Below are 19642 nucleotides of genomic sequence, written 5' to 3' on the forward strand. Positions count from 1 at the left end.
TGTATTAACTCCTGTTTTATTAAACAATAACTTATTTTTATGAATACTGCAAACTTAGGCAATTTTACTTTTTAACACTGTCTAAAACCTATGTTGGGTATTGATAAATAGTATCTGAAATTTTATAGCAATTTTATTTTAGCTTCACTAAATCCCTTTAATTTAACGTCCTCAGGTTCAAGTTCGGTAATCAAAACATCAATAGTATCCAAATCACATATCTTGAACCGTTGCGTAGAGTTTAATTTCTCAAAAATTGATGGGGCCACTATTTTTCTAGAGGAATTTATCATAGCCTTTTTTATTTGAACAATTTCCCAGTCAAAGTCGGTTACACCATTCATCAAATCAATTGAATTGATGCCTAAAAAACATATATCAACCTTAATATCATTCAACATGTTTATGGCACAACCACCAATAGCAATCTGGGAATCCTTGGACAACTTTCCTCCTACCAATATTACCTCAACATCTGTTTTGGCCATTAATTGAACAGCAACAGGCAAACTAGGTGTAAAACAGGTGATTTTCAAATTGGGCGGAATCATTCGGGCAATTTCCATATTAGTGGTTCCTCCACTTAATAGTATTACTTGGCCATTCTTAATTAAACTAATTGCCTTTCTGGCTATCCGTGACTTATTCTCAAGAGCATAGATTTCTTGATTATCAACATGATAATTATTAAATCCTAAAGATATGGCCCCGCCATGCACTTTTTTTAATTTTTTAGTTGCATTGAGCTCATTGATATCACGACGTATGGTATCTACCGAAACACTCAAAAGTTCGGCCATATCCGTAAACAAAACCCTATTATGTATTCTAACCTCGTTTAAGATTACTTGTTGTCTCTCGGCTTTCAGCATATAATTATCAAATCAACAGAATATAGTCACTAGTAGCAAAATACTGCAAATATACCGTACCGTAGGCATTTATTTAAATATTAAATGCAATATATTGCAAATTATTGCAAAAGATGCAGTTTTTTGCATATTTTTGAGAAAATTTATTATTCTAATTCTAACTTATTTACTAAAATTTAACTCTAAAAGCCGATGAAAAAATTTCAAACAATTAGGGGAAAGTTACCAAGCCATTTATTTCTATGGCTCCTTCTGGTAGTGAGTACAAACGTATTTGGGCAACAATCCCCAATTACAATAAGTGGAAACATTACAGAAAGCGGATCTGGCATACCAATAGCCGGGGCTTCTGTATTTATTGCAAACACCTCGTTCGGTGCAGTTTCGGATTTCGATGGAAACTACAGTTTTAAAGCTACGTTGGATAACGGCGATTATTTACTCACCGTTAGCTATCTTGGGTTTAGCACTCAAAAAATATCCTTCACTGCCTCTGGCGGAGATATTACACAGGATATTGTTCTTGCGGAAGACCTTTTAAGTTTGGACGAAGTAGTAGTGACAGGTACAGGAACCGGTGCAAATAAAAGGTCTTTAGGAAATGCCATATCCTCTGTGAAATCGGAAGATTTGACCAATAACGGTGCCACCCAGGTAGACCAGGCCATTGCCGGGAAAGTTTCTGGTGCCTTAGTGCAGCAGAATTCTGGTGATCCTGCCGGCGGTATAAGTATAAGGCTGAGAGGTCCTAGCACCATTGCCGGTAGTTCCGATCCACTTTATATTGTGGACGGAATCATTATTAGCAACTCCAGTAACGAACTGATAGATTTGGGAGGTAACTCCCAAAACAGGCTGGCCGACCTAAACCCAAATGATATTGAAAAAATAGAAATAATCAAGGGTGCTGCGGCAGCTGCGATCTATGGGTCGAGGGCCAGCAACGGCGTGGTTCAAATTTTTACCAAAAAAGGAAAAAGTGGAGAACCCAAGTTTACCTTCATGACGAATACCAAGCTTAACGAGCTTAGAAAAAAAATAGACTACAATACAGTTCCTCTGGCTTGGGAAGTGGCCACCGACAGGAATAATTTAGCAACAGTTGCAGTAGAGCGTTATGATTTACAAGATGTTATATTCGATACTGGTTTCGGTTTGGAAAATTATTTTTCAGTAAACGGTGGCAATGAGAAAACCTCTTATTTTCTCTCTGCCTCACATTTGGACAATGAAGGTATTGTTAAGAACACCGACTTTAAACGTTATGGATTTAAAGCCAACATTACCCAAAAAGCATTTGATTGGTTAGATATCACAGGAGGTTTCAACTACGTGAGAAGTATAAGTAACGACGTTCCCAATGGAGGGATTAATTCCGCCTATGGATCCATTACAGGGTTCTTGTTCAGCGATAATTCCATAGATCCAACCCCTGATGCTTCAGGTGTTTACCCAGTAACCTCCCCTTTAGTAGCCAGAACCAACCCTTTAGAGGCTGTAGACCGATTTGATTTTGGACAAAAAACCAATCGTTTCATCACCAGCATTGCTTTGGATGGAAAATTTAACGAACACCTTTCGGCAAAATATACTTTGGGAATGGATTATTACAATCAATCCGCATTTGCCTTTATCCCTATTAATAATACCTCTACACTTCCTGACGGATTTTCTAGAAGATCTGATTTAAACAGTTTTCAATACAATAGCGACCTTAATGTAACCTACAGGACCGATATTTCTGATAGTGTAAACTCTACCACAACAGCAGGAGGTTCTTGGCAATACGAAGAGAGGGATAGGGTCGGCATCAGTGCCACCGGACTGCCACCCGTTGTACAAACAGCAACAGGAGGTAGTTTGTTGGAGCAAGGTGAGACTAGGTCCCAGATATCATATTGGGGAGCCTTCCTTCAGCAGTCATTTTCCTTCATGAATAAACTTTATATAAATGGTGCAGTAAGAATGGACGGAGCTTCAACCTTTGGCAAGGATGAACGCAATCAACTTTATTTCAAGGCCAGCGCCTCCTACGTTCTATCCGATGAGGATTTTTGGAAAGAGGCCTTTTCAGATACTTTTAACTCCTTCAAACTAAGGACCTCATGGGGACAGGCCGGTAACCTTACAGCATTGGGTGCCTTTGATAGATTTTCTGTTTATACCCCTTCTGCCATTGGCGGTGCGGTAAGTCTTATACCATCTACCGCCCAAGGAAATGAAAACCTAAAACCAGAACGACAGGATGAAATTGAATTAGGTTTTGATGCCGGGTTTCTCAGCAACAGGTTAGGCTTGGAATTTTCCTATTACCATCAAAAGGTAACTGATCTATTGCTGCCAAGGGTATTGGCCCCATCAACCGGTTTCAGCTCTAGATTTGAAAACGTAGGAAACTTGGAAAACAAAGGGATTGAATTACTGCTTAGGGCCGCACCCGTCAAAAATGAGAACTTTTCATGGGACGTAACTGCTTCTTTCTCCAAAAACAAGAATGAGGTTACCAATGTTGCCGGAGGTGGTCGACTAACCCTAGATGGAAGTTTCTCTACCAACTATGTCATAGAAGGTGAATCATTGGGCGTTTTTTACAGGGAATTTTACGCCAGAAACGAAGATGGTACCATAGCTCTTGATACGAATGGATATCCTTACAGAGGCACAACAGAGGATGGTGAATCGTCCAAAGTACTGGGCGACCCAAATCCAGATTGGTTTGGATCCCTGATCAATGAAGTTTCTTATAAAGATTTCTCTCTAAGAGTGCAGTTTGATGCCGTTCAAGGTTATGACGTTTTCAACTGGAACCGCAGGCTTCTGGACAATGTTTTGTTTGGCGGCGGGTACAATGTTGGCCAGGAACTATTAGGAAACCTTCCTAAGGGATATGGAGGGGCACAGGCTAATATCTTTGAAGAGTTTGTAGAAGATGGATCTTTTGTTAAGTTAAGGGAAGTAGGCCTTAGCTATAACTTTACACCCAAATGGGATTTTATAGACAATGTAGAATTAAGCCTAGTAGGTAGAAACCTTGTTTCTTGGGACAATTATTCCGGATGGGATCCGGAAGTAAGTGCTGCCGGGCAAAGCAATGGGGTTAGAGGATTTGATTTCGCTACAGTTCCAATTCCAAAAACTTATCAATTTGGCGTAAATGTTAGTTTCTAAACTTTAAAAAAAAGAACGATGAAAAAATATTTAAATTTTAACATAAAGGCAATTGCAGTATTGATGACCGTCTTGGCCGTATCATCTTGCGAAACCGATTTTGACAATCCCAATGCCGCAACGGACGCCCAGGTTTTTTCTTCCAGGGAAGGCATATTGGCAGCAACCATAGGTATGCAGCAATTATATTCCACTACCGGTCTCAGGTGGATCATAGAAACACCAGCAGTCACCACGAGAGAGGCTGGTATCACAACTACCTTTCAGAATATGATAGATCTTGAGGACGGTGGAGACATTCCAAACTCTACCTCCAATATAGTTGGACTCTGGTCTACTATGCTTCGGGTTATGTCGATTTCAGAAGATATTGCAAAAAATGCACCTGATCTGAACATCAATGACGGAACCAAAAGTGGGCTAGTTGCCTACGCCAATTTATTCAAGGCAATGGCCATAGGAAGTATGGCTCAGAACTATGAACAAGTAATTGTAGCAATCGGCCAAGATGGGGATGCAGCATTTGTATCCCGAACAGAGGCTTATAATACCGCCGTAGCACTTCTCAATGAAGCCCAAAACCTTATTTCATCCAACCCAATATCGGACGAGTTCAGCTCAGAGATCTTGAGGGGAAACATAGATTTGGAAAACACCCTACAAGCCATGTCGGCCAGATACAATTTATTTGCAGGGAATTATGATGCTGCAATTTCAGCGGCGGGCTCAGTTGACCAATCCTCTACCTCCGTATTCACCTATGATTCGCAGAATATAAATCCGGTATGGAGCAGGGTTTTTCAAAATGGGGTTCCCAATTTTAAACCTAGGGACAATTTTGGCTTGCCCGCTTCATTTTCAATAGACCCCGCAGATGGTCGTATTGATTTCTATCTGGTTCCTTTGGATGAACTAAACATAAACCAGTTGCCAATTGAGGACCTTGCAGGATTCTTTGATGAGGAAAGCGGCACGGAATCCATTCCTGTTTATCTACCGGACGAAATGAACCTGATTATTGCCGAGGCCAATCTTAGAAAAACTTCAGTTGATATTACAGCTGCAGTAACGGCCATAAACAACGTTAGAACGGATAGTGATGATGCCTTTGGCCTAAATGCCAATATTTCGGCTTATTCCGGCGACACCTCCATTGACGCCTTGTTGGACGAGGTCTACCTTAACCGCAGGTTGGAGCTGTTCTTAACGGGAACTAGTTTGGAGGACAGTAGAAGGTTTGAACGACCTGAACCCAGTACAAGTGCAAAGGTATTTACAGATGAAAGAAATAGAAACTTTTATCCATATCCTAACACTGAAAGGGACAACAACAGCAATACTCCCGCCGATCCATCAATTTAAGGAAAATATTGTTTTGCATTTTAAAAGGCCTACATTTATGTTTAAATGCTAGGCCTTTTATTTCAACACTCAATGTTACATATGTTCAAAAGAATTGCCATATTACTTGCATTATCTCTCACCTCCTGCTCGGTATTCAAACCCTCCATACCAACACCCAAACATGAATTCAGGGGGGTATGGATAGCCACCGTAGTCAATATCGATTGGCCAAAAAGCGGCCTTGACGATATTGAAAAACAGAAACTCGACTATTTAAAGATCCTTGATTTTTATAAAGATTTAAATTTTAATGCCGTAATAGTGCAAATTAGAGCCGCTGGTGACGCCTTTTATCCATCCCAGTACTCACCCTGGTCAAGATTTTTGACCGGTAATGAAGGCACTGCCCCCGAACCTTATTACGACCCATTACATTGGATGATACAGGAAGCTCATGCCAGAGGAATGGAGTTTCACGCATGGCTTAACCCTTACCGAGCCACGTTCGACGAAAAACTGGAAATCTTAAGTAAGGACCATGATTACAACCTACATCCACATTGGATGCTGAAATACGGAAAAAAATACTATTACAATCCTGGCCTACCGGAAGTACAACAGCATTTAACAAATATAATGGGAGAAGTAGTTGCCAATTATGATGTAAATGCCGTTCACTTTGACGATTATTTTTACCCCTATAAAATAACGGATGAAACTTTTGAGGATACGGAAACCTATTCCAAATACGCACAACCACAACAGTCCTTGGAAGATTGGAGAAGAAGCAATATAGACAGTCTGGTAAAAAACGTACATAAAACCATAAAAAACATAAAACCTTGGGTACAGTTCGGCATCAGTCCGTTCGGAGTGTGGAAAAACAACTCTACCGACCCGCGAGGATCGGATACCAAAGCGGGTCAGACCACTTATGAGGACCTGTACGCCGATCCATTGTTATGGATGAAAATGGGTTGGATAGACTATTTGGTACCCCAGGTATACTGGAGCATGGATCTACCCGTGGCATCCCATAAAAAAATTGTGGACTGGTGGTCCAAAAACAGCCATAACACCAACCTATATATTGGCAACGGACCTTACAAAATAAGAAACAATAGTGACAAAGCTTGGGACAGGAAAAAAGAACTTCCCAACCAAATAAGATTTGCCAGGAAAAATAAAAACGTAATCGGCAATGTGTTTTTCAGTGCCAAATCCCTAATGTCCAACAAAGAGGATGTGCTCAAAATATTGAAGAAAAAATACTATAACAATATAGCTTTGCCCCCTACCTCGCCCCTTCAAAAAAATGTATTTGACAATGAGATTGTAGAAACCGAGTTTGAAGAGAAAGACGGACTTCTACATTTCAGTTTACCATCCACGGAAAGACAAAATTTAAGATATGCGCTGGTGTATCTTGCCAAAAAAGAATCAAAATTAAGTCTGGAAAACACGGATAGATTAGTGGCAAAAATACCACTTTCGGACTCCGAACATTTCAGTTTTGACAGTTCGGGATTCAAAGGAAAAAAACTTTTGGCCTTAACTTTTATAAATAATTTTGGACAGGAAAGTAAACCCCAAATCATCAGAATAAATTAATGTCAAAGAAGATTTAATATCTTCATGAACAACAAAATAAAATCAATTTTAGAAAATAAAAATCCAACAAAATGATTCAAAAAGACAAGTGGGCATGGGCATGGGTTCCTGTTTTATACTTCACACAAGGCATTCCATACGTACTTGTAGTTACAGTTTCGGTAATAATGTATAAAAAACTGGGTATCAGTAACTCAGATATAGGTTTATACACCAGCTGGCTGTACCTTCCATGGGTATTGAAACCCCTTTGGAGTCCGTTTGTAGATCTGAATGGCACCAAACGAAAATGGTTTTTGAGCATGCAATTATTAATTTCCCTTGCTATCTTGGGAGTGGGACTAACCGTTCCTACATCCATATTCTTTACCACTACTTTGGCCTGTTTTTGGATGGCGGCTTTTGCTTCCGCAACCAACGATATTGCATCTGACGGATATTATATGTTGGGGCTTACAGAGAAGAAACAAGCCTTCTTTGTGGGCATGCGAAGTACCTTTTACAGGTTGGCAATGATTACTGGCCAAGGACTCATTGTTATCCTTGCCGGATTTTTGGAAAACTACTACGGGGACAATACCAAGGCATGGTCCGTTACTATGATCGCCGCTGCCGTTTTAATGTTGATATTGACCATTGCCAACTTTTTTGTCACTCCAAAATATGAAACATCCGAAGCTATTGTCCATGTTAAACCTGAGGGATTTTTGGATGTATTTATTTCCTTTTTTAAGAAACCCAATATTGGAATTGCCTTGGCATTTATTTTAAGTTATCGTCTTGGAGAATCCCAGTTGGTAAAAATGGCTGCCCCCTTTTTGCTGGATAAAACTTCAGCTGGAGGATTGGAATATTCCACGGAGGCGGTCGGGACCATTTACGGAACGGTCGGAGTAATTATGTTGTCCTTGGGAGGTATCCTCGGAGGAATCTTGATTTCCAAGGATGGACTAAAAAAATGGATGCTGCCCATGGTCCTGTCTTTGAATGTACCCAATGCCATGTATGCAATTCTTGCACTGACCAAAACCACCAGTATAGTAGCTGTGGTTGCAACGGTAGTATTGGAGCAGTTTGGTTATGGGTTTGGATTTGCCGCCTTTCTAATCTTCCTCATCTATATTGCCGAGGGAATTTCAAAAACCTCGCACTATGCCATTGCAACCGGTTTTATGGCCCTAGGTATGATGCTGCCCGGAATGATCAGCGGTTACATTCAGGAATGGCTCGGATATGGTGGTTTTTTTGTTTGGGTGGTTATTGCTGCCCTACCAGCCCTTTTTCTTTTAAGATTTATTAAATACCCAGCCGATTACGGCAAAAAGACGAATACCGATGTTATTTAATATAGACTCATACAAAACGGCAACCAACACGCTTTCCCTAAGGGAAAAACTTGGGCAACTATTTATGCCTGCCGCCTTCATCAATGATAAGGAGGAGGAGATTCAGGAATTGGAAAACCTTATTGCCGAACAGCATATAGGTGGACTCTGTTTTTTTCATAGCAGGGCCAGTGCCGCCACTAATTTTGAAGGCAAAAAGAGAATCGTATATAACGAACAAAGCCTTTCCACCCTTAAAACCCTTATACAACGCTATCAAAAAGCGGCAAAATATCCATTGCTCATAAGTATTGATGCGGAATGGGGATTGGCCATGCGCATAGAAAACACTCCCCAATACCCCTATGCTATAACGCTAGGGGCCATTCAAGACAACGATGAGCTTATTTTTAAAGTGGGACAACGAATAGCCCGCGACTGCAAGGAAGCCGGTATACATTGGAATTTGGCCCCAGTGGTAGACATCAACAACAATCCCAATAATCCAGTAATTGGTTACCGCTCTTTTGGCGAGGATAAATTAAACGTTACCAAAAAAGCAATTGCCTTTATCAAAGGGGCTAAAAGTGTAGGTGTTTTAAGCTGCATCAAACATTTCCCAGGACATGGGGATACCGCAACCGATTCCCACCTTGGCTTGCCAATCATTAAAAAATCCAAGGAAGCCCTGATGGAAAACGAACTCTATCCCTTTAGCGAGATCATAAAAAATGGAGTGGATAGCGTTATGGTCGGTCATTTATCCGTTCCCTCTTTGGATAACGGAGAAGGCGTACCGGCCACCATTTCCAAAACCATAATTAAGGGACTCTTACGCCAAGAGCTGAATTTTAACGGTGTGGTCATCTCCGATGCCTTGAACATGCACAGCGTTAGCAAAATGTTCCCCGAAAAAGGGCAACTGGAATGGCGGGCTTTCGACGCTGGCAACGATATCCTTTGTTTTGCAGAGAACACGATGGAAGGAATTCTAAAAATATTGGAAAATGCAGACCCTGCTGAAATAGAAGTGCGATTTAAACGGATATGGAGATTAAAGGAGCATGCCTTCACGCCCCCCGAACCAATTGACTTTGGCACGGAAGCTCCCACTGCCCTAAATAAAAGATTGGCCAGGGAGAGCATCACCTTATTTACCGGTAGTGAGAGCCTTGTACATACATTTAAAAATGATGGTTTTTCCTGTCTTGTCTTTGGGGGACCAGCCAATCAAATATTTGCAGAAAAGGTAGCCAAAATAGCCCGTGAAGGACCTCAAAATAAGAATAACATTTTAATAGCCCTTTACCCACCAAAAGTAAAGCCCCAGAACAATTTTGACCTCAAAACCGAAGAACTGGAGTTGCTTCGGCAATTGCTAAAAACAAAAAAAGTTGTTCTATATGTGTTTGGAAACCCTTATGTGCTCAACCTCATCAATTATAAATCGGCCGAAGCCATAGTATTGGGTTATCAAAATTTTTCGGAATTTCAGGATATGGCCTTTGCCCATTTCATGGGAAATCAAAAAGCAAAGGGAGGCCTAGCTGTTTCTCTCAACCCTAAAAAGAATTAATGGACATGGAAAAAAACACAATCGATTCTTGGAATAAAAATGCCCTTGAGTGGATCAAGGTAATTGACAATGCCGAAATCGAATCCAGAAAATTTACCAATAAAGCCATATTGGATGTTTTAGGAAATTCTTCTGCAATTAAAATATTGGATATGGGCTGTGGCGAAGGTTGGCTCACTAGAACCTTGATGGGGATGGGAAAATCTGCAGTAGGAATGGATGCCATTCCCCAATTATTGGAAAATGCAAAAAACAAAGGTCAAGGAACCTATTTTCAAATGTCCTACGAAGAAATCATATTGGAAAACCCTATCCCTAAAGCACCCTATGATGCAGCTGTTTTCAACTTTTGCCTTTATCAAAGGGAAGGGCTCAGCCAACTCCTAAGGCAAGTAAAAAAATCGCTATCGGAAAATGGTTATATCGCCATCCAGACCCTTCATCCTTTTTTCCTTTTACAAAATGATTTGGGGTACAAAAGTCAATGGATCAACGATTCCTGGAAAGGACTTCCCGGCAATTTCACAGAAGGCCACTCTTGGTACGCCCGTACTTTTGAATCATGGATGTCCGTCTTCAAGAAAGCCGGACTTCAATTACATCAATGTCAAGAAGTCAACAACGATAACAACAAACCCGTTTCCGTAATATTTATACTCTCGTAATAAAATGCCCCAATTATAAACTAAAACAACACTATTAGGTTAAAGATGAAGATATATAAAGTTATAGGGTTAATGTCCGGCACCTCCTTGGACGGGTTGGACCTTGCATATTGCCATATATGGGAGACCTCCAACGCTTGGGATTTTGAAATTAAACAGACCCATAGTATTTCGTATAACGAGGAAATGCAGGAAAAACTAAAAAATTCAATTTTCCTCCCAGCAGACCAATTGCTGCGATTCCATAATTCCTATGGAACTTGGTTGGGAATACAAACCAAGGAGTTTATAGAATCTCATGGGCTGGAAGTCGATTTTATAGCCAGCCATGGCCATACCACCCACCACCAACCCCAAAACGGACTTACTTTTCAAATAGGTTCTGGCCAACACCTGGCCAACGAAAGTGCCACCAAGGTGATCTGCGACTTCCGTACCAACGACCTTGCATTGGGAGGACAGGGTGCACCTTTGGTACCCATTGGCGATCAACTCTTTTTTGGGCAATATCACTATTGCCTTAATCTTGGTGGAATAAGTAATATTTCTTTTGAGCAAAACGGCAAGAGACGGGCATACGACATAGGACTCGCCAATATGATCCTTAACCATATCACCCAAAAAATAAAACTCAATTACGACAAAGGAGGCTCCTTGGCACGAACGGGAAAAATAAATCAACCCATGCTGGACCGTCTGAACAACTTGGAGTTCTATAAATTGCCATTTCCCAAATCTATAGGTTATGAATGGTTTGTGGAGAAAGTAGTACCCATAGTGGATTCCACTTCGGATTCCATTGAAAATTTACTGCACACTGCCATTCACCATATTTGTGATCAGATAGCCATACAGGTAAATACTCAGAATAATAAAACAAATAGAAGCTTATTTGTTACCGGGGGAGGTGCTTTAAACACTTTCCTGATGGACTGCCTACAAGAAAAATTGGGTCCTGAAACAATGGTTGTTTCCCCATCAAAAACGCTGATCGAATTCAAGGAAGCTCTGGTATTTGCCCTCATGGGCGTTTTGCGGGAAGAACAAAAAAACAATTGCCTGAGTTCCGTAACGGGTGCCAAAAGGGATTGTTATGGTGGGGTTATTTATTTGCCGGCATAAAACATATCGTTTGGTATATTAATTCAAATACTTATCTTGGGTACCTAATCAATCTACCAACATCTAACAAAAGGGTAAAAATGAGTGAAAAACAAAAAAAGGCAACCGCCTATTGGAAGGAAAATGTACGCTATCTGTTTATTCTTCTAGCCATATGGTTTGCAGTATCATTTGGGGCCGGAATCATCTTTAAAGATGCCTTGAACAATATAAAGATTGGTGGCTTCAAATTGGGCTTTTGGTTTGCCCAACAAGGCTCTATATATGTCTTTGTAGTATTGATTTTTGTTTATGTTCGTCTTATGAACAAGTTGGACAAAAAGTATGGTTACAACGAATAGGCGTTTTGATTCTTCCAAATTCTCTTATCCACACCAAAATCCCTTTGGGCCTACCACCCAATTGACAAAAAATATAATCCAAAATATCAACCAAAAAACTTAAAAAATGAGTGTTCAAGTCTGGACGTACCTTCTCGTAGGAATCACCTTTACCCTATATATTGGAATAGCTATCTGGTCCAGGGCCGGATCAACCAAAGAATTTTATGTTGCCGGTGGAGGTGTATCCCCACTTGCCAACGGAATGGCAACGGCAGCCGATTGGATGTCCGCAGCCAGCTTTATTTCCATGGCCGGAATAATTGCATTTGCAGGTTATGACGGTTCCGTTTATCTGATGGGCTGGACCGGAGGATATGTGCTATTGGCTTTACTCCTTGCCCCCTATTTGCGGAAATTCGGAAAGTTTACCGTTCCCGATTTTATAGGGGATCGCTACTATTCCAACACCGCACGTATGGTAGCCGTTTTCTGCGCCTTAATAGTTTCCTTTACCTATGTGGCCGGACAAATGCGCGGTGTAGGGGTAGTCTTCTCCAGATTTTTGCAGGTTGATATCAATACCGGGGTGATCATTGGTATGATCATAGTACTTTTTTATGCCGTTTTAGGGGGCATGAAGGGAATTACCTATACCCAGGTAGCACAATATTGTGTACTTATATTTGCCTTTATGGTCCCGGCTATTTTTATATCCTTCCAAATGACAGGCAATCCTGTTCCGCAACTTGGAATGGGATCTACCTTAAACGATGGTTCCGGAACCTTTTTAATGGATAGGTTAAACGGACTCTCCACCGAGTTGGGTTTTGCCGAATATACAGATGGAACCAAATCGGTCATCGATGTTTTTGCCATCACCTTGGCTTTGATGGTAGGCACGGCAGGATTGCCCCATGTTATTGTTAGGTTCTTTACTGTTAAAAGAGTTAAGGATGCCAGGAAATCTGCCGGACTGGCCTTGTTGCTTATCGCAATACTTTACACCACCGCCCCCGCTGTTTCCGTTTTTGCCAAAATAAACTTAATAGATACGGTGAGCAATGAAGAATACAGCCTTATGCCTGCCTGGTTCAAAAACTGGGAAGAAACGGGATTATTGACCTTTGATGACAAAAACAAGGATGGCATCATTCAATACGTGGCCGATAAGGACAGGAACGAACTAACGGTGGATAATGATATTATGGTGCTGGCCAATCCGGAGATAGCCAACCTTCCCGCTTGGGTAATTGCCCTAGTGGCTGCAGGAGGACTGGCAGCAGCATTGAGTACCGCTGCCGGACTGTTATTGGTTATTTCGGCCTCCGTTTCCCATGATTTGATCAAAAAAGTTTTTAAACCCAATATTTCTGAAAAAGGCGAACTTTGGGCAGCAAGGGGTGCCGCTACCGTAGCAGTTGTAATTGCAGGGTATTTTGGAATCCACCCCCCTGGCTTTGTGGCGGCTGTAGTGGCCCTTGCCTTTGGACTGGCGGCCGCATCCTTCTTTCCTGCCATCGTCCTTGGAATTTTTTATAAAAAAATGAACAAGGAAGGTGCAATCGGCGGTATGATAGTAGGAATTAGTCTAATGCTATTTTATATGGCCAAATTTAAATTGGGCTGGTTGGGAGAAATCCCGGATAAGTCGGAATGGTGGTTCGGGATATCGCCAGAAGGCTTTGGAACCGTTGCCATGATCGTGAACTTTGTGGTGGCCTTGGTCATCAATAGATTTACCCCGGAACCTCCAGAGGAAGTGCAGGAAATAGTAGAGAATATAAGGATTCCCAGTGGTGCTGGAGAAGCCGTGGACCACTAACGGTCTTGTGGAAAGGTTAAGGGCAGCTTCCTGGAAATAACGGAAAAGTAAACTACCTCGGGGCAAGCCCACGAGGCATTCATAGGAAGCGAACTTTAATTTTCGAGGCAAGCCTCGGGGTATTATACCTTTGGCGGTGCCAATAAATTGGTCATCCCGACTTTGACCGCTTTAAGAGTTTCTCAGAAAAACAGCCTTTCCATAATAAAATCCTTGAATGAAACCGTCCTTTTATGGATGATTTATATAAATTTATAGAAATTTTTTAAACACGATGAGCAATTATCACATTAAACATTTAGAAGAGTACTACCAAGTTTATCGAAAATCGGTTCGAGAACCAGAAAATTTCTGGGGTGAAGTGGCCGAAGAACATTTTTTATGGAGAAAAAAATGGGAAAAGGTTTTAAGTTGGGATTTTGAAAAGCCGGAGATAAAATGGTTTCAAGGTGCGCAGCTTAACATTACTGAAAATTGTATAGATAGGCATCTGCTTACCCGAGGCGAAAAAACGGCCATTATATTTGAGCCTAACAATCCGGAGGAGGAAGCCCAGCATATTACCTATCATCAATTACACGAGCGCGTCTGCCAATTGGCCAATGTATTAAAGGACCAAGGCATTAAAAAAGGGGATCGGGTGTGTATTTACCTTCCCATGATTCCGGAATTGTCCATTGCCCTTTTGGCCTGTGCCAGAATAGGGGCTGTTCATTCAGTAGTGTTTGCAGGGTTCTCGGCAACCGCACTGTCCACACGCATCAATGACAGTGACTGCAAACTGGTTATAACTTCAGATGGCTCCTATAGAGGGGCAAAATCCATTGATCTTAAAGGAATTGTAGACGAGGGACTTGAGGATTGCCCCGGGGTTGAAACGGTTTTGGTGGTAAAGCGTACCAATGCCGAAATAAACATGAAGGTAGGTCGCGATAAATGGCTCCAACCTCTGTTGGAGAATGCCTATTTGGATTGTGTTCCTGAAATAATGAATGCCGAAGACCCTTTATTCATATTGTACACCTCTGGTTCCACAGGAAAACCCAAGGGAATGGTACATACTACCGCTGGCTATTTGGTGTATACGGCCTATACGTTCAAAAATGTTTTTCAGTATACCGAAAACGATGTCTATTGGTGTACCGCCGATATAGGTTGGATTACCGGGCACAGTTATATTGTTTACGGTCCCTTGGCCAATGGCGCCACTACCATTATGTTCGAGGGGGTACCCAGTTATCCGGATTTTGGGCGCTTCTGGGAAATTGTGGAAAAACACAAGGTGAACCAATTTTATACGGCACCTACAGCTATACGGGCCTTGGCCAAACAAAACATATCCTTTGCAGAAAAACACGACCTCTCTTCTTTAAAAGTATTGGGCTCCGTTGGAGAACCCATCAACGAAGAGGCTTGGCATTGGTACAATGATGTTATAGGTAAAAAGAATAGTCCAATTGTGGATACTTGGTGGCAAACAGAAACAGGAGGCATTATGATAACTCCAATACCTTATGTAACCCCCACCAAACCCACCTATGCTACCCTCCCATTTATTGGGATACAACCGGCATTGATGGACGAGCAGGGCCAGGAACTCAAAGGCAACCAAGTAGAAGGTCGGCTTTGTATCAAGTTCCCATGGCCGGGAATGGCTCGTACCATTTGGGGCAATCACGATCGGTATAAGGAAACCTATTTCACAGCCTTTCCCAACAAATACTTTTCTGGGGATGGCGCGTTAAGGGACGAGGTGGGATATTACAGGATTACCGGTCGTGTAGATGACGTAATCATCGTATCTGGCCACAACCTGGGTACCGCCCCAATAGAGGATGCCATAAACGAACACCCTGCCGTGGCGGAATCTGCTATAGTAGGTTTCCCTCATGATATAAAGGGCAATGCCCTTTATGGCTATGTAATCCTTAAAGAAACGGGAGAATCACGTAACCACGATAATTTAAGGAGCGAGATCAACCAAATCATTACGGAGCACATAGGCCCCATTGCCAAACTGGATAAGATACAATTCACTTCTGGCTTGCCCAAGACCCGGTCCGGCAAGATCATGAGACGTATATTGCGTAAGATTGCCAGTAGGGACATGAACAATTTGGGAGATACCAGCACTCTGCTAAACCCAGAAGTAGTAGAAGAAATTAAGGACAACGTACTATAATTATTTAGTGGGGCATTGCCACTTTATACAATAACATAAAGTGGCCGTGCTTTCCGCTATATCTTTTTTATGCCCAGGACATCAAAGATGTTTTTAATACTTTCCCCATTGGCCTAAAAAAGGATGCCGCTACAATCACTAATGCGGCTTACTTCAAGGAATACTCCCTCCCCTATCCAATTAGTATTGCCCCCCTTAAAACAAGGTAATAATTAAAGCGCTCCGAAATACTACAGAAATTAAAGACTGGACCATTAAAAAGAACCGGTTGAACATAAGAAAAGACAAGCATCTACTTTCCAAGGAACAACGACCTTATAATTTATGGGCAAAGGGCAATATGTTTGTCCTACTTACCTTAAAGTCAACTATGAAACGGAATAACTCTATTTTACACCTGCCACCGACCACCCCATTATAATGGAACAATCCTACCAACTTATACAAAGGAGAATAAGGCACATGAAAATCCCTTCCAATGAACGAAGGGCTTAAATATAATCCACAAAGGGAGCAATTCAATTACAATGCTCCGCTACTATCCAATTCCCTGATGATACCCGTTAACTGATCGTGGGTTATTGGTTTCACAATATAATCTGTAATTTCACTTATTTTCTTTGCCCTATCAATATCAACGGGGTCTACAGATGAAGACACCATATATATCGTTATTTTTTTTCCCAACTTTGGCTTTATCCTTACATATTCCTCCATAAACTGAAATCCGTCCATTATAGGCATATCAATATCCAAAAAAATCACATCGGGAAGCTCCTTATCATTGTGTAGATTGTCCAACATAAAATCCAATGCCTCCTCTCCATCGGAAAAAACCATAATACTATCGGTTAACTTTAAGGATCGCAATGTTTTTACCATTGTAAACTGATAAATGTCGTCGTCGTCAACAATACATACATTTAAAGTACTATTCATTATATCTAAATATCTAATTAAAATTAATTTTAAAGGTGGTACCCACATCTACTTCACTTTCTGCCGATATAGACCCGCCATGCGCCTCGACCTGCATTTTAGTCAAGAACAAACCTATCCCCTTGGCATCGGGATGTCTATGAAAGACCTTGTTTAGACCAAACAATTTATGGCCATGCCTTTTTAAATTGATACCCTGCCCATTGTCCGAAACCTTCAGGAATTTTTTACCATTTTCAATTCCCGATGACACAAATATTTTAGGTACCCTATCGGCACTCCTATATTTTAGGGCATTTCCTACCAAGTTAAGAAAAATACTTTCTAAATAAATTTTATTATAGGCAATTTGTGGGAAATTTGTAAAATCACTTTTAATTTCGGCCCCTGTACCCATAATTTCACCAGATAGTATTTCCTGTGTTTTAACCATGACCGAATTGAATTCAATATCCTCCAGTGTTTCCTCGGTATTATCCTTCTTTATATTTAAGGCCTCTACTAAGGTATTGAGCGTTAGTGTAAGGTGATTTATAACGGTTTCAAATTTTTCAAAAAGATCCACACGCTCCTCTTCACTTTCGGCAAGTTTGTAAAAACCTAAAAGTGAATTTAGGTTGCTCACCGGGGCTCTTAAGTTGTGTGAGGTTATATGGGTGAAATCGGCCAATTTTGCGTTTTTTGAAACCAATTTTTTAGAAAAAATTTCCAGTTCTTCCTTGGCCTTCAATATTCTTCGCTCTGCCAATTTTTGGGACGTAATATCCCTAATGGCAGCGGATACCAATACTCCTTCCTCCGTTTTAAGTGGGCTAAGACTAATTTGTATAGGAATTAATTCCCCTTTCCTGTTAATTCCATATAAATCCTTTCCTTCACCCATATCCCGTGTTTTGGGATTGGCAAAGAAATCCGACCGATGTTCGGAGTGTTTGCCCTTATAATCTTCGGGAATAAGAATTTCCACGGGTTCACCCGCTAATTCCTTAGCACTATAACCAAATAATTTTTCCGCCTGCTTATTGATCATATGAATTTTCCCGGCTTCATTTACGATCACCATGGCATCAGGAGCCGATTCCAACAGTCCACGAAATTTTATTTCCGCCATCCGTTGTTCCGTTACATCCTGACATGTACCTACCAATTCAATTACCTCTCCAGCGTCATTGGTTATAATTTCTGCCAAAAGCTGAATATTTTTTACCGTCCCATCCATTAACTTGATCCGATGCAATAAATCCGGGAATTTTTTTTCCTTCAAGGAATATTGCACATGGTCTGTTACCATGTCCTTGTCCTCAGGATGCACGAATGAAAAATAGGTATCGTAAGTCAACCGAGTGTTTTCTTCAACATTAAAAATCTCATATAAATTGGAAGACCATATCACATCATTCGTAATTGTATTCCATTGCCAGTTGCCGATCATGGTTAAACGTTCCGCAAAATTGAGTAGCTGATTTTTTCGTAATAATTCAACCTCCGCTTGTTTCCTTTCCGTTATATCGGAGGCTACATTTAAAAATCCGATCAATTCACCTTCTTCATTTTTAATGGCCGATAATGTTACCTGAACCGTTAGTCTTGTACCATCTTTCTTAATATAGGTCCATTCCCTAACATCAAACTCATTTTTTTCTGCCAATTCCTTTAAAGGATCAAAATGACGCGGGTCCTGTCCATATTTAAGGGACATATCCAACATGAATTTTTCCACCTCTTCCTTCACTGTATAAATACCAGGTGCTTTTTTTCCGATTATTTCAGAAGCAGAGTAACCCAATAAATTTTCCGCACCATAATTGAAGCTGTTTATAATCCCCTTATCGTTGGTTGTGATAATGGCAACGGTCTTGGAATTGAATATGGCCCTTAATTCGGCATTGGCCTTACTCAATGCATGCTCGGACAGCTTTCGTTCATTAATATCCTGGAAGACCCCAAAAAGGCCAACGCATTTTCCATCAACAAATTCTCCATTTCCTATGGCCCGTACCCATATAGAAGCGCCTTTAGCAGTCACTATTTCAACTTCAATATCAAAAGGTTCCCCTGTTGCCATGATTTCTTGCATTACCCTTTGGATGGTATCCCGACTTTCTCCTTGCTTATAAAAGTTTATGGCCGATTCCAGACTCGGTTTATAATCATCGGGCACCTCGTGAATCTCACACACCATCTTACTCCAATAAACTTCATTCTTTATAAGATTCACTTCCCAAGTACCTATACGGGCCACTTCGTTGGTCTTGTCCAATATTTCGATCATGCGGGCCCTTTCCCTTTCCTTTTCTTTCTGAATTGTAATGTCTCCGGTATGCATAAGCAAACCACCAATCTTATCCTCCGAAATATACCAAGGCCGTACATCCCAATAGATCCACTGTATAGTCCCATCTGCACGCTTAAACGGTGCCTCCTCACAAATATCTATAGCTCCATTAAGACATTTTTGGTGGTTTATTTTCCAATCTTCCCCAATTTCCGGAAATATATCATAATGTGAACGGCCAATTATTTCCTTGCCTTCCATTTTATAATCCGATATCCAGCGTTGGGATACTGCAATATAACGCATGTCCCTATCCAACATCGCGATGGCCGTAGGTGCCTGTTCAATAAAGATCTTATTATATTCCCCACTTAATTTTAAATCATTTTTGTGCATACTCAATCCCTAAGATTAATGA

13 protein-coding genes are annotated in these 19642 nt (G+C 41.0%); 10 read left to right on the top strand and 3 right to left on the bottom strand.

Features of this window, described 5'->3' with window-relative positions; all coding sequences use genetic code 11:
• Positions 1–122: 122 nt before the first annotated feature.
• Positions 123–872: a DeoR/GlpR family DNA-binding transcription regulator gene (locus C7972_RS09095; RefSeq protein WP_110355863.1), complete on the bottom strand. Its 750-nt coding sequence runs from the start codon at positions 870–872 to the stop codon at positions 123–125.
• 192 nt (positions 873–1064) lie between these two features.
• Between C7972_RS09095 and C7972_RS09100 the strand changes: the two genes are divergently transcribed.
• From C7972_RS09100 to acs, 10 genes are all read left to right on the top strand, one after another.
• Positions 1065–4040: a SusC/RagA family TonB-linked outer membrane protein gene (locus C7972_RS09100; RefSeq protein ID WP_110355864.1), complete on the top strand. Its 2976-nt coding sequence runs from the start codon at positions 1065–1067 to the stop codon at positions 4038–4040.
• Positions 4041–4058: 18 nt separating this feature from the next.
• A complete protein-coding gene (locus C7972_RS09105; RefSeq protein ID WP_110355865.1) occupies positions 4059–5402 on the top strand; it encodes a RagB/SusD family nutrient uptake outer membrane protein in 1344 nt (447 codons plus the stop codon).
• Between the two features lie 81 nt (positions 5403–5483).
• Entirely contained in the window at positions 5484–6995 is a 1512-nt protein-coding gene (locus tag C7972_RS09110) for a glycoside hydrolase family 10 protein (protein ID WP_110355866.1), read from the top strand.
• A gap of 71 nt (positions 6996–7066) precedes the next feature.
• Positions 7067–8341: an MFS transporter gene (locus C7972_RS09115; RefSeq protein ID WP_110355867.1), complete on the top strand. Its 1275-nt coding sequence runs from the start codon at positions 7067–7069 to the stop codon at positions 8339–8341.
• Entirely contained in the window at positions 8331–9896 is a 1566-nt protein-coding gene (locus tag C7972_RS09120; RefSeq protein ID WP_110355868.1) for a glycoside hydrolase family 3 protein, read from the top strand. Before C7972_RS09115 ends, C7972_RS09120 begins: the two co-directional genes overlap by 11 nt.
• A 5-nt stretch (positions 9897–9901) precedes the next feature.
• Positions 9902–10561: a bifunctional 2-polyprenyl-6-hydroxyphenol methylase/3-demethylubiquinol 3-O-methyltransferase UbiG gene (locus C7972_RS09125; protein ID WP_110356060.1), complete on the top strand. Its 660-nt coding sequence runs from the start codon at positions 9902–9904 to the stop codon at positions 10559–10561.
• 45 nt (positions 10562–10606) lie between these two features.
• Complete coding sequence (locus C7972_RS09130) at positions 10607–11683, top strand: anhydro-N-acetylmuramic acid kinase (protein WP_110355869.1); 1077 nt, start codon at positions 10607–10609, stop codon at positions 11681–11683.
• 80 nt (positions 11684–11763) lie between these two features.
• Positions 11764–12024: a DUF4212 domain-containing protein gene (locus C7972_RS09135; protein ID WP_110356061.1), complete on the top strand. Its 261-nt coding sequence runs from the start codon at positions 11764–11766 to the stop codon at positions 12022–12024.
• Positions 12025–12130: 106 nt separating this feature from the next.
• The gene (locus C7972_RS09140) at positions 12131–13828 is read left to right on the top strand and encodes a sodium:solute symporter family protein (RefSeq protein WP_110355870.1); all 1698 of its coding nucleotides are present in this window, start codon (positions 12131–12133) and stop codon (positions 13826–13828) included.
• A 274-nt stretch (positions 13829–14102) separates the two neighbouring features.
• Positions 14103–16010 (top strand): acetate--CoA ligase, encoded by a 1908-nt coding sequence (gene acs, locus C7972_RS09145; RefSeq protein WP_110355871.1) that lies wholly within the window; start codon positions 14103–14105, stop codon positions 16008–16010.
• Positions 16011–16532: 522 nt separating this feature from the next.
• On the opposite strand, the gene C7972_RS09150 is transcribed toward acs, so the two are convergent.
• Complete coding sequence (locus C7972_RS09150; protein WP_110355872.1) at positions 16533–16949, bottom strand: response regulator; 417 nt, start codon at positions 16947–16949, stop codon at positions 16533–16535.
• A 13-nt stretch (positions 16950–16962) separates the two neighbouring features.
• Entirely contained in the window at positions 16963–19620 is a 2658-nt protein-coding gene (locus tag C7972_RS09155; protein ID WP_110355873.1) for a PAS domain-containing sensor histidine kinase, read from the bottom strand.
• Positions 19621–19642: the final 22 nt, after the last annotated feature.

It is taken from the genome of Arenibacter sp. ARW7G5Y1 (genome assembly GCF_003201775.1).
Taxonomy (GTDB): domain Bacteria; phylum Bacteroidota; class Bacteroidia; order Flavobacteriales; family Flavobacteriaceae; genus Arenibacter.

Coding starts and splice junctions, on each gene's coding strand:
- C7972_RS09095 (WP_110355863.1), bottom strand. CDS start 872: ATGCTGAAAGCCGAGAGACAACAAGTAATCTTAAACGAGGTTAGAATA.
- C7972_RS09100 (WP_110355864.1), top strand. CDS start 1,065: ATGAAAAAATTTCAAACAATTAGGGGAAAGTTACCAAGCCATTTATTT.
- C7972_RS09105 (WP_110355865.1), top strand. CDS start 4,059: ATGAAAAAATATTTAAATTTTAACATAAAGGCAATTGCAGTATTGATG.
- C7972_RS09110 (WP_110355866.1), top strand. CDS start 5,484: ATGTTCAAAAGAATTGCCATATTACTTGCATTATCTCTCACCTCCTGC.
- C7972_RS09115 (WP_110355867.1), top strand. CDS start 7,067: ATGATTCAAAAAGACAAGTGGGCATGGGCATGGGTTCCTGTTTTATAC.
- C7972_RS09120 (WP_110355868.1), top strand. CDS start 8,331: ATGTTATTTAATATAGACTCATACAAAACGGCAACCAACACGCTTTCC.
- C7972_RS09125 (WP_110356060.1), top strand. CDS start 9,902: ATGGAAAAAAACACAATCGATTCTTGGAATAAAAATGCCCTTGAGTGG.
- C7972_RS09130 (WP_110355869.1), top strand. CDS start 10,607: ATGAAGATATATAAAGTTATAGGGTTAATGTCCGGCACCTCCTTGGAC.
- C7972_RS09135 (WP_110356061.1), top strand. CDS start 11,764: ATGAGTGAAAAACAAAAAAAGGCAACCGCCTATTGGAAGGAAAATGTA.
- C7972_RS09140 (WP_110355870.1), top strand. CDS start 12,131: ATGAGTGTTCAAGTCTGGACGTACCTTCTCGTAGGAATCACCTTTACC.
- acs (WP_110355871.1), top strand. CDS start 14,103: ATGAGCAATTATCACATTAAACATTTAGAAGAGTACTACCAAGTTTAT.
- C7972_RS09150 (WP_110355872.1), bottom strand. CDS start 16,949: ATGAATAGTACTTTAAATGTATGTATTGTTGACGACGACGACATTTAT.
- C7972_RS09155 (WP_110355873.1), bottom strand. CDS start 19,620: ATGCACAAAAATGATTTAAAATTAAGTGGGGAATATAATAAGATCTTT.